At 64.5% G+C, this 14,432-nt stretch carries 14 protein-coding genes and 1 pseudogene; 2 read left to right on the forward strand and 13 right to left on the reverse strand.

The genetic code is table 11. The features are described 5' to 3' along the window. The 5 genes from hisS to CFR72_RS03250 form a co-directional block, all read right to left on the reverse strand. Positions 1-1,269, reverse strand: coding sequence for a histidine--tRNA ligase (gene hisS / locus CFR72_RS03230; protein WP_110912620.1), 1,269 nt, complete (start codon positions 1,267-1,269; stop codon positions 1-3). Between the two features lie 118 nt (positions 1,270-1,387). Beyond that, positions 1,388-2,548 carry a flavodoxin-dependent (E)-4-hydroxy-3-methylbut-2-enyl-diphosphate synthase gene (gene ispG / locus CFR72_RS03235; protein ID WP_110093842.1) on the reverse strand — a complete coding sequence of 387 codons (1,161 nt, stop codon included), beginning with the start codon at positions 2,546-2,548 and terminating at the stop codon, positions 1,388-1,390. A gap of 175 nt (positions 2,549-2,723) precedes the next feature. Next, positions 2,724-3,857 (reverse strand): helix-turn-helix domain-containing protein, encoded by a 1,134-nt coding sequence (locus CFR72_RS03240; RefSeq protein WP_110912621.1) that lies wholly within the window; start codon positions 3,855-3,857, stop codon positions 2,724-2,726. Next, positions 3,854-4,933: an NAD(P)H-dependent flavin oxidoreductase gene (locus CFR72_RS03245; protein ID WP_110912679.1), complete on the reverse strand. Its 1,080-nt coding sequence runs from the start codon at positions 4,931-4,933 to the stop codon at positions 3,854-3,856. The genes CFR72_RS03240 and CFR72_RS03245 overlap by 4 nt, the downstream gene beginning before the upstream one ends. Position 4,934: 1 nt before the next feature. Next, entirely contained in the window at positions 4,935-6,188 is a 1,254-nt protein-coding gene (locus tag CFR72_RS03250; protein ID WP_110912622.1) for an aspartate kinase, read from the reverse strand. Between the two features lie 158 nt (positions 6,189-6,346). Here CFR72_RS03250 and ubiG point away from each other — a divergent pair, with 158 nt between their 5' ends. Further along, complete coding sequence (ubiG, locus tag CFR72_RS03255) at positions 6,347-7,096, forward strand: bifunctional 2-polyprenyl-6-hydroxyphenol methylase/3-demethylubiquinol 3-O-methyltransferase UbiG (RefSeq protein ID WP_110912623.1); 750 nt, start codon at positions 6,347-6,349, stop codon at positions 7,094-7,096. Between the two features lie 58 nt (positions 7,097-7,154). On the opposite strand, the gene CFR72_RS03260 is transcribed toward ubiG, so the two are convergent. The 5 genes and pseudogenes from CFR72_RS03260 to CFR72_RS03280 all read right to left on the reverse strand — a co-directional run bounded on the left by CFR72_RS03260 (position 7,155) and on the right by CFR72_RS03280 (position 10,732). Continuing rightward, positions 7,155-8,387, reverse strand: coding sequence for a lactonase family protein (locus CFR72_RS03260; RefSeq protein ID WP_110912624.1), 1,233 nt, complete (start codon positions 8,385-8,387; stop codon positions 7,155-7,157). A gap of 45 nt (positions 8,388-8,432) precedes the next feature. Further along, on the reverse strand, positions 8,433-8,900 hold the full coding sequence (locus CFR72_RS03265; protein ID WP_244182153.1) for a DUF2147 domain-containing protein: 468 nt from the start codon (positions 8,898-8,900) through the stop codon (positions 8,433-8,435). 139 nt (positions 8,901-9,039) lie between these two features. Then, positions 9,040-9,552: pseudogene (locus CFR72_RS03270) on the reverse strand (DUF1178 family protein). 30 nt (positions 9,553-9,582) lie between these two features. Next, positions 9,583-9,843 (reverse strand): glutaredoxin 3, encoded by a 261-nt coding sequence (grxC, locus tag CFR72_RS03275; protein ID WP_110912625.1) that lies wholly within the window; start codon positions 9,841-9,843, stop codon positions 9,583-9,585. Positions 9,844-9,913: 70 nt separating this feature from the next. Then, positions 9,914-10,732: a ComF family protein gene (locus CFR72_RS03280; protein WP_110912626.1), complete on the reverse strand. Its 819-nt coding sequence runs from the start codon at positions 10,730-10,732 to the stop codon at positions 9,914-9,916. 46 nt (positions 10,733-10,778) lie between these two features. Here CFR72_RS03280 and CFR72_RS03285 point away from each other — a divergent pair, with 46 nt between their 5' ends. Then, positions 10,779-11,654 carry a methyltransferase domain-containing protein gene (locus tag CFR72_RS03285; RefSeq protein WP_110912627.1) on the forward strand — a complete coding sequence of 292 codons (876 nt, stop codon included), beginning with the start codon at positions 10,779-10,781 and terminating at the stop codon, positions 11,652-11,654. 13 nt (positions 11,655-11,667) lie between these two features. Here the strand turns inward: CFR72_RS03285 and moaA are convergent, their stop codons facing one another. The 3 genes from moaA to pgmG form a co-directional block, all read right to left on the reverse strand. Continuing rightward, complete coding sequence (moaA, locus tag CFR72_RS03290; RefSeq protein ID WP_110912681.1) at positions 11,668-12,684, reverse strand: GTP 3',8-cyclase MoaA; 1,017 nt, start codon at positions 12,682-12,684, stop codon at positions 11,668-11,670. Between the two features lie 12 nt (positions 12,685-12,696). Beyond that, positions 12,697-12,882, reverse strand: a complete 186-nt coding sequence (locus tag CFR72_RS03295) for a DUF3553 domain-containing protein (RefSeq protein ID WP_110093852.1) — start codon at positions 12,880-12,882, stop codon at positions 12,697-12,699. 136 nt (positions 12,883-13,018) lie between these two features. After that, a complete protein-coding gene (gene pgmG, locus CFR72_RS03300) occupies positions 13,019-14,428 on the reverse strand; it encodes a phosphoglucomutase/phosphomannomutase PgmG (protein WP_110912628.1) in 1,410 nt (469 codons plus the stop codon). Positions 14,429-14,432: the final 4 nt, after the last annotated feature.

The raw sequence follows: 14,432 nt of genomic DNA on the forward strand, positions 1-14,432 counted from the left end.
TTATGCGTCCTGCGACAGACCGTGTAGGAAGGTACCGTGTAGGAAGGTGGTGACCTGATCCATCGCGACCTCGGTCTGTTCCCCCATGTCGAGGTCACGGACCTGCACGACGCCGCGCGCCACTTCATCCTCGCCAATGACGATGGCATGGGTCGCGTTCAGGCGGTTCGCACGTTCCATGCGTCGCTTGAGGTTCCCGCGATAGGAGGTCTCCGCCCGGATATGCGCCCCACGCAGCGCCTGCAGCACGGTCAGGCCGGTCGCTGCCGCTCCCTCGCCCATCGGTACGACCATGACGGGACGCGGGGCTGCCGGTGCTTTCTCCAGCAGCATCGAAAGGCGTTCGATCCCGCCGGCCCAGCCGATGGCCGGGGTCTGCGGGCCGCCCATTTCGGACACCAGCCCGTCATACCGCCCGCCCGCCAGCACCGTGCCCTGCGTGCCCAGCCGTTCGGTCACGAATTCGAACGCCGTGTGGCTGTAGTAATCCAGTCCGCGCACGATGCGGGGATTTTCGCGGAAACCGACGCCAAGGATATCCAGCGTCTTGCGCAGGTCGTCCCAGAACGCCTGCGCCTGCGGGGTCAGGAAGCCCGAGATCAGCGGCGCATCTTCCACAACGGCCCGGTCCTGCGGCGACTTGCTGTCGAGGATGCGCAGCGGGTTGCGTTCCAGCCGGTTCAGGCTTTCGCTGGAAAGTTCGTCGCGCCGTTCCGAAAAATAGGTGACCAGCGCCGCGCGCCAGGCCGTCCGGCTTTCGATGTCGCCAAGCGTGTTGAGTTCAAGGACGGTATCGCGCGCAATGCCCAGGGCCTGCAGGATGTCGCGCCCCATTGCGATCACTTCGGCATCCGCCAGCGGTTCGGCAGGCCCCAGAAGTTCCGCGCCGATCTGGTGGAACTGCCGGTAACGTCCCTTCTGCGGGCGTTCGTAGCGGAACATCGGCCCGGCATAGAACACTTTCTGCGGCAGGGACTGCGTCAGGCCGTTGGTTACCAGTGCCCGGCACACGCTGGCCGTTCCCTCGGGGCGCAGCGTCAGCGATTCACCGCCACGGTCCTCGAAGGTGTACATTTCCTTTGAAACGACATCCGACGTATCGCCCAGCGTCCGCTTGAAGACACGCGTATCCTCGAAGATCGGTGTGGCCCATTCGTCAAAACCGTAAAGACCGGTAATGCGACGGGCCGTTTCGATGACATGCGCGAAACGGCGCTGCGTTTCCCCGATCAGGTCGTGGGTACCGCGGACGGGCTGTAAACTGCTCACTGCGAAAATCCTGCTTGAACGACATCATGCCTGCCACCTCCTCCTGTGCGAAGGGGCAGGCCTGCCGGAAGGGGACATGCAGGAAAAACCCGCGATATCCTCCCCTTCCCGACTGGTGTCAGCCTGCGGGCGTCAGTTCCGACGCGCGGGCCTTGTCTTCTTCCGCCTTGCGGGCGTCTTCCTCGGCCTGCATGGCCTTGGCCTTCGCTTCCACCAGTTCGACGATATGATCGACCATGTCGCCTGCCGGCATCGTGTGGTCCTGGCGCCCGGCGGAATAGACCATGTGCCGTCCGGCGCCACCACCCGTCACGCCAAGGTCGGTCATCAGGGCCTCGCCCGGGCCATTGACCACGCAGCCGATGATCGACAGCGTCAGCGGCGTCTTGATATGGGCCAGTCGGTCTTCAAGTGTCTGGACGGTCTGGATCACGTTGAAGCCCTGGCGTGCGCAGGACGGGCAGGAGATGATCTTCACGCCACGATGGCGCAGGCCCAGCGACTTGAGGATGTCCCAGCCGACCAGCACTTCTTCCTCCGGCTCCGCCGACAGGGAGACGCGCATCGTATCACCCACGCCCGCCCACAGCAGGTTGCCAAGGCCGATGGACGACTTGACGGTGCCCGCGCGCTTGCTGCCCGCCTCGGTAATGCCGATATGCAGCGGATGGTCGCAGACGTCCGCCAGTTGCTGGTAGGCCGCAACGGCAAGGAACACGTCGGAGGCCTTCACGCTGATCTTGAATTCATGGAAATCATGATCTTCGAGGATCTTGGCATGTTCCAGCGCGCTTTCAACCAGCGCATCGGGATTGGGTTCGCCGTATTTTTCCAGCAGGTGCTTCTCCAGCGACCCGGCATTCACGCCGATGCGGATGGAGCAGTTGTAGTCCTTTGCCGCGTTGACCACGTCACGCACGCGCTCGGCGCTGCCGATGTTGCCCGGGTTGATGCGCAGGCACGCGGCGCCGGCCTTGGCCGCCTCGATCGCGCGCTTGTAATGGAAATGGATGTCCGCGACGATGGGGACATTCACTTCGCGCACGATTTCGGCCAGTGCGGTCGTGCTTTCCTCATCGGGGCACGAAACGCGCACGATATCGACCCCGGCCAGTTCCGCGCGGCGGATCTGGGCGATCGTGGCCTCTGCGTCGGTGGTCAGGGTGTTGGTCATGGTCTGCACCGAAATCGGCGCATCCCCGCCCACCGGCACCTTGCCCACGTGGATCTGCCGCGACTTGCGACGTTCGATATGCTGATAGGGACGATAGCTGCTCATTGTCTGCCCTCCATGCGAGGCGGGGAGTTCATGGCGGCCCGCCATGCGCGGGCATGACGGGCCGTGATGAAGTCCTGTTTTCAGATCCGGTGACGGATACGCATGCTGTCTTCACAACGTGCCGTTGCCGACCATATTACTCCGCTTTGTCGGTTTATGGGAGTGGGGATGCACATTATTCCCCCCCATCCGATGGTCCCGGCGGCGGCAGGGGCGGCATCGGGGCCGATGTCGTGGTGGCCGGCCGCGCCGGTGGCGGCATGGGCGCGCGCGGCGCAGGCGTCGCCTGGGTGATGGTGCCACTGCTGATGGCCTGCGCGCTCAGGACGATGTTGTGTCTGACTTCCCCACTGCGCCCGAGCGGCGGCGAGGTCACGCCATTCGCGTTCAGCGTCAGGCCGCCGGCATTGCCGACCGTCATTACAAGGTCATGTTTGTCCGCAGGAACCTGCCACGTTTCCCCACTGCCGAGCGTGTGGTCATAGATGACCCCGCCCCCCTGCTGGCGCACCTGCACCCATGTCGGGGCGGAGGCGATCAGCGTGATCTGGTCGGCGGGCGTCGCGGGGGCTGCGGCATCGGGGTGATCGGCATCAGGATGGGGGCCTGCCAGGGCGTTCCTGTCCTCGCCCATCTTTTCCACCGGGCCTGCGGGCGTCCGGGCCGTCGCACTGTCGTCCGGCGGCCCGGACGGGGCCAGTGCCGTGATGCTGTTCTGTTCCTGCTGCGGCAGGGGCTGCGGCGGGTTGGGCGGCAGTTCCACCGGCGCAGGCAGTACGGAGGCGATCTGTGGCGACGCCGTCCCCTGCGTGGAAATGCCGGGCAGGTCGGTATGGGCGGAAACGGCCGGCTGCTCCGGTGTCGCGGTCATGCGGTACCACCCCACATAGGCCCCGACCAGGATGACAATGCCACCCAGCAGGATCACGCCCAGCGGCAGGCTCTTTTCAGGCAGCGGAACCGGAAATGACAGGTCGGGCTTGCGGTCGAAGGCCCCGCGCATCTCCATCTTGAACCGCTGGATCAGGGGTTCGGGCGCCAGGCCGAGCGCCTTGGCATAGGTGCGCAGGAAACCGATGGCATAGGCGCTGCCCGGCAGGGCCTGTGCACGGCCTTCCTCCAGCGCCTCCAGATATGGCAGGCGTATGCGCAGCCATGAGGCGACATCAGGCAGGCTCCAGCCCAGTTGTTCGCGGCGCGCGCGCAGTTCCTGACCGACGCCAAGGGGGATGTCACCCGCCGGGGCAGATGTGGCCGCGTCACCGGGGTTCGTGTTTTTCTGGCGGAACATGCGTGTGCCCTCGCTCATTCGCGGCGCATCCTGTCTTCCTGCCGGATCAGGGCGTCGAGCGCCTGGTCAACAAGTTCGGCGATGATGTCGCGCACCGACTGTTCACTGGTGATCATGCCGACCGACTGTCCCGCCATGACGGACCCGTTTTCGACATCCCCCTCGATCACCGCGCGGCGCAGCGACCCGGCCCAGAAATGTTCGATATCCAGTTGTGCCTGCTCCTTCGTCAGTTCGCCTGACTGGAAGCGTCGCAGCGTTTCCGCCTGATGGGTGAGGAAACGGCGACTGCCCTCGTTGGACAGGCCGCGCACCGGAATGACGGGGAAGCGTTCGTCAAGCTGCACCGAGGTGACGGCGTCACGCGCGCTGGCGCGGATGAACGCCTTCTTGAAACGTTCATGCGCGATGCTGTCGGTCGAGGCGGCAAAGCGCGTGCCAAGCTGCGCACCCGCTGCCCCCTGCTCCAGGTAGGATACGATCGCATCCCCCCGTCCCAGGCCGCCAGCGACGAAAACGGGAATGTCACGGATGAAGGGCAGCACTTCCTGCGCCAGCACCGTCAGCGACACGGGACCGACATGGCCGCCCGCCTCGGACCCTTCGATGACCAGCGCATCCACGCCCATGCGCATGAGGCGCTTGGCCAGCACGAAGGCGGGGGCAAAGGCGATGACCTTGGCCCCGCCATCCTTGATGGCGCGGATCACGGGACCGGACGGGATCCCCCCGGCCAGCACGACATGGCCGACGCCTGCGTCGAGGCAGACCTGCACAAGGTCGTCGAGGCGCGGATGCATGGTGATCAGGTTCACGCCGAACGGGCGGCTTGTGCGGGCCTGGGTTGCTGCGATCTCCTCCGCAAGGCGGTCAGGCTCCATCGCGCCGCAGGCCAGCACGCCAAAGCCGCCCGCGTTGGAAATCGCGGAGACGAGGTGGCGTTCGCTGATCCACGACATGGCCCCGCCAAGGATGGAGACCTCGCTGCCGAGGAAGCGGGTTCCCGCCGACCAGAGCCGGTCAAGCCGCGCGCGCGCGGCAACCCGGCGGGGATCGGTGGCGGCAGTGGGGGATGAAGGGCTGGTCTGGTTCATTTCAGGCTGCATCAAGGCCGTAGGCGGCATGGAGGGCACGGACCGCGAGTTCGGTATATTCCGCAGCGATCAGGACCGAGACCTTGATTTCACTGGTGGAGATGACCTGCACGTTGATGTTGCGTTCGGACAGGGTGCGGAACATCGTGTTGGCGACCCCGGTGTGCGAGCGCATGCCCACGCCCACCACGCTGATCTTCACCACGTCGTCGTCGGTGGCAAGTTCGCCGTAATGGATGACGTCGCGCGCCTCCTCCAGCGCCTTGATGGCCTGGGCGAAATCCGTCTTGCCCACGGTGAACGTGATGTTGGTCATGCCATCATCACCCGTGCTCTGCACGATCATATCGACATTCACGTTCGCTTCGGCCAGGGGGCCGAACACGGCGGCCGCGATTCCGGGGCGATCGGGAACCCGGCGCACGGAAATCTTTGCCTCGTCACTGGAATAGGCAATCCCGGCCACCAGTTCCTTTTCCACGATTTCGTCCTCATCCACGACTATTGAACCGGGCAGATGCCCCTCTGATGGCGCGGGGCCATCCGTAAAACTGGAAAGAACCTGCACGCGTACCCGCTCCTTCATCGCGAGTTCGACGCTGCGGGTCTGCAGGACCTTGGCCCCGACGGACGCGAGTTCAAGCATCTCCTCATAGGTGATTTTATCGAGCTTGCGTGCTTTGGCAACGATCCTGGGGTCGGTTGTATAGATTCCGTCCACGTCGGTATAGATGTCGCACCGGTCCGCATGCAGCGCCGCCGCCAGCGCCACGGCGGAGGTGTCCGACCCCCCCCGGCCCAGCGTCGTGATGCGATTGTCGTGGTCCACGCCCTGGAACCCCGCGATGACCGGCACCTGCCCCGCCTGCATAGAGGCGATCAGGGCCGTGCCGTCGATCGATTCAATGCGCGCCTTGCCATGCGCGTCATCGGTGCGCAGCGGGATCTGCCATCCCAGCCACGAACGCGCATCCACCCCCAGCGCCTGCAGCGCGATCGCGAGCAGCCCGCTGGTCACCTGCTCACCCGTGGCGACGACCGTGTCATATTCGCGCGGGTCATGCAGGGTGGAGAGGTCCTGGCAGTAACCGACAAGCCGGTTGGTGACGCCGGACATCGCGGAGACGACGACCGCGACCTCGCATCCCGCATCGACCTGTTTGCGGACCTTTTCCGCGACAGCGCGAATCCGCTCCAGATTGGCCACGGATGTGCCACCGAATTTCATAACGATCCGCGGTACGGTAGTGGACATTGGAACATGCTCTCCGCTGTGGGTCAGGATTCGTGCTGTCCGGGCCAGTTCCGCAGATGGGTGGTCCGGGGCATTGCGGTTATGTACAAGGCGCGTCACATACATCCCCCCCGCCTCTGCGTCCAGCGCGAGACAGCCAAATGAAAGGCGTTGCACCCATGCAGCTTCACGATTCGCCGGCCCCGGGGCCGGGTTCGGTCTCCCCTTCCGAAATCGCCCGTTTCAGCGAACTGGCCGAAAGATGGTGGGATCCCACGGGGCCGATGCGTCCGCTGCATGCGATGAACGACCTGCGGATATCATGGTCGCTGGCCCACCTGCCCGCCCCTGTCGATGCGCACGGGACGCGGCGCACGCTGCTGGATATCGGCTGTGGCGCAGGCCTTGCGAGCGAGGCTTTCGCACGCGCGGGTTTCGATGTCATGGGACTTGATGCCTCCAGCGCGGCCATTACGGCGGGGCGGCATCACCTGCGCCACCATCCCCTGCCCGAAGGCAGCGGGCCGCTGGCCTATCGCTGTGGCAGTGCGGAGGAACTATGTGCCGAAGGCGCGCGGTTCGATGCGATTTCCGCGCTGGAAGTGATCGAGCATGTGACTGATCCCGCCGCTTTCCTCGCCATGCTTGCGACGATGCTGCGGCCGGGTGGCGCGCTGATCGTCTCCACCATGAACCGGACGCTGCGTTCACTGGCGATGGCGAAGATCGGCGCGGAATACGTGCTGCGCCTGCTGCCGGTCGGCACGCATGAATGGCGCAAATTCATCACCCCTGCGGAACTGGGCCAGCAGGCCGTGCAGGCAGGATTGCGAATCGCGGATATCGCGGGGATGGTCCCCGGCCTTGGCGGCTGGCGCGAAAGCCGTGACCTCGGGGTCAACTATATCGCCCAGCTTGTGCGCGACTGAGCACGGGACCCATGTGGCCGCCCCACCTGCGTGGGGCCGCCACATGGCCCGTGGGCGTTCAGATCGTGTTCATGAACGCAAAGGTGGTCGGACTGCCGACGTGGGTGAAGTTCCATGTGAACTGCAGTTCGCCCGTGGCGGCATTCACGCGGAACGACGTGACGGAATCGCTGCGCTGGTTGGCGCAGAACAGGAACGACCCGCTGGGGTCGAACATCATCGAACGCCCGTAATCCGCATGCATCCAGATCTCATCGACGAGGTTGAGCGTGCCATCGTCATTGACGTGGAAGCTTGCCAGTGAATCGCCCAGCCGGTTGGAGACATACAGGTAACGCCCGTTGGGCGAGAGCAGGATCCCCGCCGCCAGGGTGCTGCCACGGAAATGCGGGGTCACGGTGCTGACGGTCTGCTGCGGTACGATCTCGCCCGTCTGGGCGTTGAAGGCGGCCGCAACCACTTTCGAATCCTGCTCGCCCAGGATGTAGATCATGTTCCCCTTCTCGTTGAAGGCGAAATGACGCGGGGCGGAGCCGGGGGTCATGGTGATGAACGGCATCTTGGCATTGGGCACCAGGCGCCCGGTATGCAGGTCCAGCGTCCAGACATACACCCGGTCAAGGCCCGCGTCGCAGGCCAGCACGAAGCGCCCGCTGGGGTCGGAGGCGACCATGTGCACATGCGACCCGGAATGGTCGCTGATGGCGAAATTGCCCGGCGGGTTGTCACTGGCGCGGTCGGGCATGCGCGGCCCGGTATTCTTGACCACGTCGGTGGGATCGCCAAGGCTTCCGTCAGGCTTGATCGGAAGGATGCCGACACTGCCGCCCATGTAGTTGGCGACCATCACGTATTTGCCCGAATGATGGATGCTCAGGTGCGCGGGCACGGCCCCGCCTGAACGCATGACGTTGATCTTGGTCAGTTCGCCACTCTTGCGGTTGACGGAGAATGACGTCACGCAGCCTTCGTGGTTGTCGTTGAAATCGTCAATCTCGCTCAGGGCGTAAAGGAAGCGCGAATCTGCGGAAATGACGAAGAAGGATGGGCTGGCGATATCGACATAGGTCATCAGCGCCGACAGGCTGCCATTGTCGGGGTTCATCTCGAAGACCGAAATCCCCTGCCCGTTTCCCGCGCCGCCCGGTGGCCCATGCTGCGTGTAGCCGCCAATGTAGCAGATGGTCCGTGAACGCTGCGGCAGTTCCGCAAGCGCCCTGCGGGTGACGGCTGGCACCCCTGCCATCGCCAGTCCCGCGATAACGGCACGCCGGGTAAGATTGGACTTCATCGAATTTCAGCTATCCCAGATATAGGTGTTCCAAATGCCCGCACGTCATGGCAGGCGGCATTCCGGCCCGATCCTGCCGGTAAAGGGGGTCCATGTCTCCGTTTCCCCGAAAAGCGGGACGCCCACGAACCCCCGCAGTTTCAGCGCCCCGTTGGGCGCGATCCAGATCTTGGCGTGATAGACGCGCCCACTGTCGGGATCAAGGATATGGCCGTTCCAGTGGCCGGTTTCCTCCGGATCGGGCGTGAAGCCGGTCAGCATCCGCAGTCCGCATTCCGAATGGCCCGCATGGTCCTTTGGGACGTCCTTGGTATAGCTCAGCCCCACAAGGTCACCGCAGACTTCCGTGCCGCACTGCATGATGCGGAACACCCCGTCATGGTCCTTGGTTTCCCATTCCCCGAGAATGGGCGGTGCCTGCGTCGATGGCGCGGCGTGCGCGGGGGAAAGGATGCCGCCCAGACCCATCCCGATCGCCAGCACCATCAGCATCCGTGCAGGGGCGCCTGACATGACGCGCCGCCAGATGCGGCCTGTTGCCGGGTTCTGACCGATCCGTCCGGTCATTCCTGTCGTTCCGCGCATGGATCCCTCCCCTTGGTCGTGCGCCGCGTAACATGCAATGGATACGAAGCGGGCGTAGTGTTCAGTTTCAGCTATCGGCGGGCCTGACCCAGGGGATGGTCAGCACCTCTACCCCTTCGTCGTCCAGCATCTCACGCTCATCTTCGGTCATGCTGCCGTAAATTCCCGTGGCCTGCTTTTCGCCGCGATGCATTTTCAGTGCTTCCGCCGCGAACTGTGGTCCAGCATTCACGCAATGCTGTTCAATGACATCGCGCATTTTTTGCAACAGTGCCATCGCCGCATCGGGCACAGGCACCGTATCGCGCGCCGGCGCAGGCGTGACGGGCGGTGTACTCACTCATCCCGTGCCGGTGGTTCCCGTCGTCCCCATCGCCGCGTCCCCTGTCGCGTCCATGGGGGCGCCGTCCCCCGCGCCCCGGCGGATGGCGGGCGCCATCAGGGCGCGGGTGATGGTGTGTGCCCCACATTGCGGACATGACAGCAGACCCCTTTCCGCCTGCTGCTCAAAGCTGACGCTGCTTGGGAACCATCCCTCGAATTCATGCTCCCCTTCGCATCGCAGGCGGTAGAGAATCATGCAGCTTCCCCCTGTTTCGAAGCGGCGTGCTCAGCCCAGGCCGAGCAGCGCGTCAAGTTTGCCCCCACGCTCAAGCGCCATCATGTCGTCGCATCCCCCGATGAACTTCCAGTCCACGAAAAGCTGGGGCATCGTCATGTGGCCGCCCGAACGGCTGATGGCGGTCTGGCGGGCCTGCGTGCCATGCAGGGCGGTGATTTCCTCGAACGCGACACCCTTGGACTGCAGCAGCCTGACGGCCCGGACGCAATAGGGGCAACCCGGCTGGGTGTATATCTCGACTTTAGGCATGCGGAACTTTCATCTGCTGGATCAATGTCGTCTCTGCGGTAACGCTACCCCATAATGCCATGTCCGGGCGTCAGTTGGGTAATGAAACCGTATCCGTTACGGATCGGGTGCCGGCGGGTGGACAGACACGCGCGGCGGACAGGACATCGACACGGGCGACGCCATGCCCGCGCAACGCCACGGCACAGGCCCCCAGCGTGCTGCCGGTGGTTATGACATCATCGACAAGGATGACATGCCGTCCCCGCAGGTCCGGACGCCGGTGTGGGCGTACCGTGATCGCGCCGTCCAGCACCGCGCGACGCTGCGCCCCGACCATGTGGCCAAGAGGGCGGGTGTGGCGTATCCGCATCAATGTGTCTGGCCAGTGAGCAATGCCGCCAAGCCGGGAGAGTTCCCCCGCCAGCAGCGCGGACTGGTTGTAGCGGCGCGTGAACAGCCGTCGCCGATGCAGCGGCACCGGGACCAGTATGGCGTCGGGGTGCAGCAGGTCGCGACCGGACAGGTACATGTAGCGCGCCAGCAGGGCCGCATTTTCCGTCCGGTCCCCGTATTTGAGCCCAAGGATCAGGCGGCGTGACCAGTCATCATAAACCAGCGCCGCGCGTCCTGCCTCCCACGGTGGGGGGGCGTGCAGGCAGTCGTGACAGGTCAGGCTGTCTCCTGCCGCGGCCTCGGATGTGAAGGGGATGCCGCATCTGCGGCATGAGGGGGCTGCAATCAGGTGCAGGTGCGTGAAACATTCCGCACAGACATGCCCGGCCTGCGCCACTTCTGCACCGCAGGACAGGCAGTGCGGCGGCAGGAGCAGGTCGAGGGCGTGGCGCGCACCACGGCGCAGGTGCTCCGTAAGGCGGCGGGGTGGGAAAATGCTGGAAAGTCCGGGCATCGGGGCGGTGCATTCACGTGATGGTGTCCTTGGCAGATGCTAGCGGATGGCGCACATCACTGTCATGGAGACGCCGATCATTTTTGACCGCCATGCCGTGCGACTGCATCGGGATCGCGCATGCACCACGCTGGGGCGGATACAGCCGATCGTGCAGGCGGCCGCGGATCGGCTTCTGGACCGGCTTGACGATACGACCCATCGTTTTTCCCATGCGCTCGATATCGGCGGGCGTGGCGTGACCGCCCCCATGCTGCGGGCGCGCGGACTCGACGTGGTGGCGACGGACCTGTCCCCTGCCCTGTGTGCGCGTGAAACCGTGCCGTGTGTCTGCATGGATGAGGAATGGCTGCCGTTCGGGGCTGCCACATTCGACCTGGTCATCGCCAACCTGTCGCTGCACTGGGTCAACGACCTGCCCGGAACCCTGGTGCAGATCCGCAATATCCTGCGGCCCGATGGGCTGTTTCTGGCATGCGTGCCGATCCTGCCGACGCTGGCGCCATTGCGTCAGGCCCTTGCGGGGGCCGAACATGACCTGCTGGGCGGGGCGTCTGCGCGTGTTTCGCCTTTCCCGGGTCTGCGCGACTGCGCCGCCCTGTTGCAGCGCGCCGGATTCGCCCTGCCCGTGGCCGATTCGGATGTCATCCCGCTGGCCTATCGCGCGCCGCTGGCGCTGCTGCAGGACCTGCGTGATGCGGGCGAAACCAATGCGCTGGACCAGCGGCATCGCGCCTGTCCCACCGCCGCCCTGTTTCCTGCGGCACTGGCGAGACTGCCGCGTGATGCGCAGGGGAATGTCGCCATGCCGCTGCATGTCGCGATCATGACAGGCTGGGCCACCGCCGCGACGCAGCCAAAGCCCCTGAAGCCCGGTCAGTTCACGACGTCGCTGAAAGATGCGCTGGACGCCGGGACGTAGAATCTGCCGGGATTTAGCCGCCGGTGACGCTCATGTGGCGGGAAATGCGCGCCGGGTCGTCGGCGGCGCGATCCAGCATGAAATCATGCCCCCTGGGCTTGCGTCCGATGGCCTCCTGCACGAGGCGCAGGAGTCCTGCCTCGTCCATTCCCGCACGCAGCGGCCCACGCAGGTCGCTTGCCCCCTCATGACCCAGGCAGGAATAAAGCTGTCCGGTGCAGGACAGGCGCACGCGGTTGCAGCTTTCGCAGAAATTATGACTCATCGGGGTGATGAAGCCGATTTTCTGCCCGGTCTCGGCCACACGCATGTAACGTGCTGGCCCCCCGGTGCGATAGGTCAGCGGTTCCAGCGTCCAGCGGCGCGCAAGGTCGGCGCGCACCCGGTCCAGCGGAATATAGCGGTTGAGCCGGTCATCCCCGGTTTCGCCCATGGGCATCGTCTCGATCAGGCACAGATCCGCGCCGATCTGCCCGCACCATGCCACCATGTCGTCGAATTCATCGTCATTCAGGCCCGCCATGGCCACGGCATTGATCCGGATTTTCAACCCGGCTTCGCGCGCCGCACGGACGCCATCGAGCGTCTTGTGCAGGTTGCCCCGCCGCGTGATGGCCGCAAAGCGCGCAGGATCAAGCGAATCCATGCTGACATTGACCCGCCTGACCCCTGCGGCATGGAGCGGAGCGGCAAATTCGCCCAGTCGGGAGCCATTGGTCGTCAGCGTCAGTTCATCAAGGCGCGGCCCGTCATCGGGGCGTCGCAGCCATTCCCCCATCGCCGAAAAAAACGACATGACATCACGCCGGACCAGCGGTTCGCCGCCGGTTACACGGATACGCCGGACGCCACTGTGGATGAATGCGCCACAGATACGTTCCAGTTCCGCATAGGACAGGATTTCAGGTTTGGGGAGGAAGGTCATGTCCTCCGCCATGCAGTACAGGCAGCGCATGTCACAGCGGTCCGTGACCGACACGCGCAGATAAGTTACCGCCCGGCCAAACGAATCAAGGAAAGGGCGCGTCATCAGGCGTTCCAATCAGTCCACCACCGTCAACTGTATGACCATTGCGTCAATGGCGACCTTTCCCGCGTGGGGAAACATCACCACCACCCGCCGTCCCGTGGCGGACTGCACCTGTCCCATGCCCCATTCCGGGTGGTCCGGATGCATTACATGCTGTCCGGGAGTCAAAAAAGAGTGAAAAGGCAGCGATGCCGTCATGAAGCATAAACCCGGGAGAGAGGCACGATATCATATGGGACCGATTTGGGCCTTTTAAACCTGTTGACGGCAGGTTCAATGAAAAACGGCCCGCCCCTGTGCCGGGACATTCATGCCGGGGCGACAGAAATCCTGTTCAGTGACGGGTGGCCGCGCCGGAAAAATCGGGGGATTCTACGCCTGATTCGTGCAGTTGCGCCGCCAGTTCGGCCTGCAGCCGTGCAAGCCCGGATTCGGTCGTGCTTTCCGCACGGGCCACCAGCATGGCCTGTGTGTTGGACGCACGCAGCAGCCACCATCCATCAGGGGTGCTGACACGGACACCATCAATCCGGGACATTTTCGCCCCCTGCGCGCGCAGGCGATCCGCGACCTCGTCTATGACGGCGAATTTGCGCGTGTCTGGACAATCAAACCGCAGTTCAGGCGTATTGACCATGACCGGAAGCGCCTGACGCACATCCGACAGCGGCCCCGGCAGGCGCGCCACAATCCCCAGCAGCCGTACGGCGGCGTACAGCGCATCGTCAAATCCGTACCATCTGTCGGCAAAAAAGATATGTCCCGACATTTCCCCCGCCAGAAGTGCGCCGGTTTCCGCCATCTTGGATTTTATCAGGGAATGGCCCGCCCCCCACATGACAGGCGTGCCGCCCGCCTGGTCCACCGCATCGAACAGGGCCTGACTTGCCTTGACGTCCGCGATGACCGTGGCGCCCGCATGGTCACGCAGCACATCACGCGCCAGCACCAGCAGAAGCTGGTCCGCCCACAGGATCTGTCCGGTATTGTCCACGACCCCGATACGATCGGCATCGCCATCAAAGGCAAGCCCGATATCGGCGTGCTGGCTGCGTACCGTGGCGATCAACTGTTCAAGGTTCGCCGGGATTGTCGGGTCCGGATGATGGGCGGGGAAATGCCCGTCGATTTCACCGTTCAGAATGGTATGCCGTCCCGGCAGCCCCTTTACGAGGCGCGCCAGCACCCTGCCCGCCGCGCTGTGCCCGTTATCCCACACGACATGCAGCGACCGCGTCCCGCCGTCCCAGTCGCGAAGCAGGCGTGCGACATACTGCTCCGTCATGTCGATGTCACGGACGCTGCCCGTGGTTTCGGGCACCACGTCACCAGTGGCGCAGAGATGGCCAAGTTCGCGGATCTGCCCGCCAAAGAATGGCTTGCTGCCCAGCATCATCTTGAAGCCATTATGGTCGGGTGGGTTATGGCTGCCGGTCACCATGACCGCACCGTCAGCCCCAAGTTCCACCGATGCGTAATACAGAAGCGGCGTGGGACCGCACCCCACCCGGGTTACGGCCATGCCCGACGCCATGGCCCCCTGCACCAGTTCGGCTTCCAGCCCCGGTGAGGAGAGGCGGCCGTCATGCCCGACCACGACAGTCGTGCCGCCCGTGCGGGCGATCACGCTGCCAAAGGCACGACCGATGGCATAGGCGTCCTGTGCCGTCAGGGTCTTCCCGACAATCCCGCGGATGTCATATTCACGCAGGCTTGTCGGGTCGAAGCGATGACGAAAGGACACCGGC

The sequence above is a fragment of the Gluconacetobacter entanii genome (genome assembly GCF_003206495.1).
Lineage (GTDB): Bacteria > Pseudomonadota > Alphaproteobacteria > Acetobacterales > Acetobacteraceae > Novacetimonas > Novacetimonas entanii.

What these genes read in the sequence shown, in the direction of transcription:
- ispG (WP_110093842.1), bottom strand. Translation starts at nt 2,548, where the DNA reads ATGAGCAGCTATCGTCCCTATCAGCATATCGAACGTCGCAAGTCGCGG.
- CFR72_RS03295 (WP_110093852.1), bottom strand. Translation starts at nt 12,882, where the DNA reads ATGACGGCATCGCTGCCTTTTCACTCTTTTTTGACTCCCGGACAGCAT.
- moaA (WP_110912681.1), bottom strand. Translation starts at nt 12,684, where the DNA reads ATGACGCGCCCTTTCCTTGATTCGTTTGGCCGGGCGGTAACTTATCTG.
- CFR72_RS03245 (WP_110912679.1), bottom strand. Translation starts at nt 4,933, where the DNA reads ATGAACCAGACCAGCCCTTCATCCCCCACTGCCGCCACCGATCCCCGC.
- CFR72_RS03285 (WP_110912627.1), top strand. Translation starts at nt 10,779, where the DNA reads ATGGCGCACATCACTGTCATGGAGACGCCGATCATTTTTGACCGCCAT.
- CFR72_RS03240 (WP_110912621.1), bottom strand. Translation starts at nt 3,857, where the DNA reads ATGAGCGAGGGCACACGCATGTTCCGCCAGAAAAACACGAACCCCGGT.
- CFR72_RS03280 (WP_110912626.1), bottom strand. Translation starts at nt 10,732, where the DNA reads ATGCCCGGACTTTCCAGCATTTTCCCACCCCGCCGCCTTACGGAGCAC.
- CFR72_RS03265 (WP_244182153.1), bottom strand. Translation starts at nt 8,900, where the DNA reads ATGTCAGGCGCCCCTGCACGGATGCTGATGGTGCTGGCGATCGGGATG.
- ubiG (WP_110912623.1), top strand. Translation starts at nt 6,347, where the DNA reads ATGCAGCTTCACGATTCGCCGGCCCCGGGGCCGGGTTCGGTCTCCCCT.
- CFR72_RS03250 (WP_110912622.1), bottom strand. Translation starts at nt 6,188, where the DNA reads ATGTCCACTACCGTACCGCGGATCGTTATGAAATTCGGTGGCACATCC.
- CFR72_RS03260 (WP_110912624.1), bottom strand. Translation starts at nt 8,387, where the DNA reads ATGAAGTCCAATCTTACCCGGCGTGCCGTTATCGCGGGACTGGCGATG.
- grxC (WP_110912625.1), bottom strand. Translation starts at nt 9,843, where the DNA reads ATGCCTAAAGTCGAGATATACACCCAGCCGGGTTGCCCCTATTGCGTC.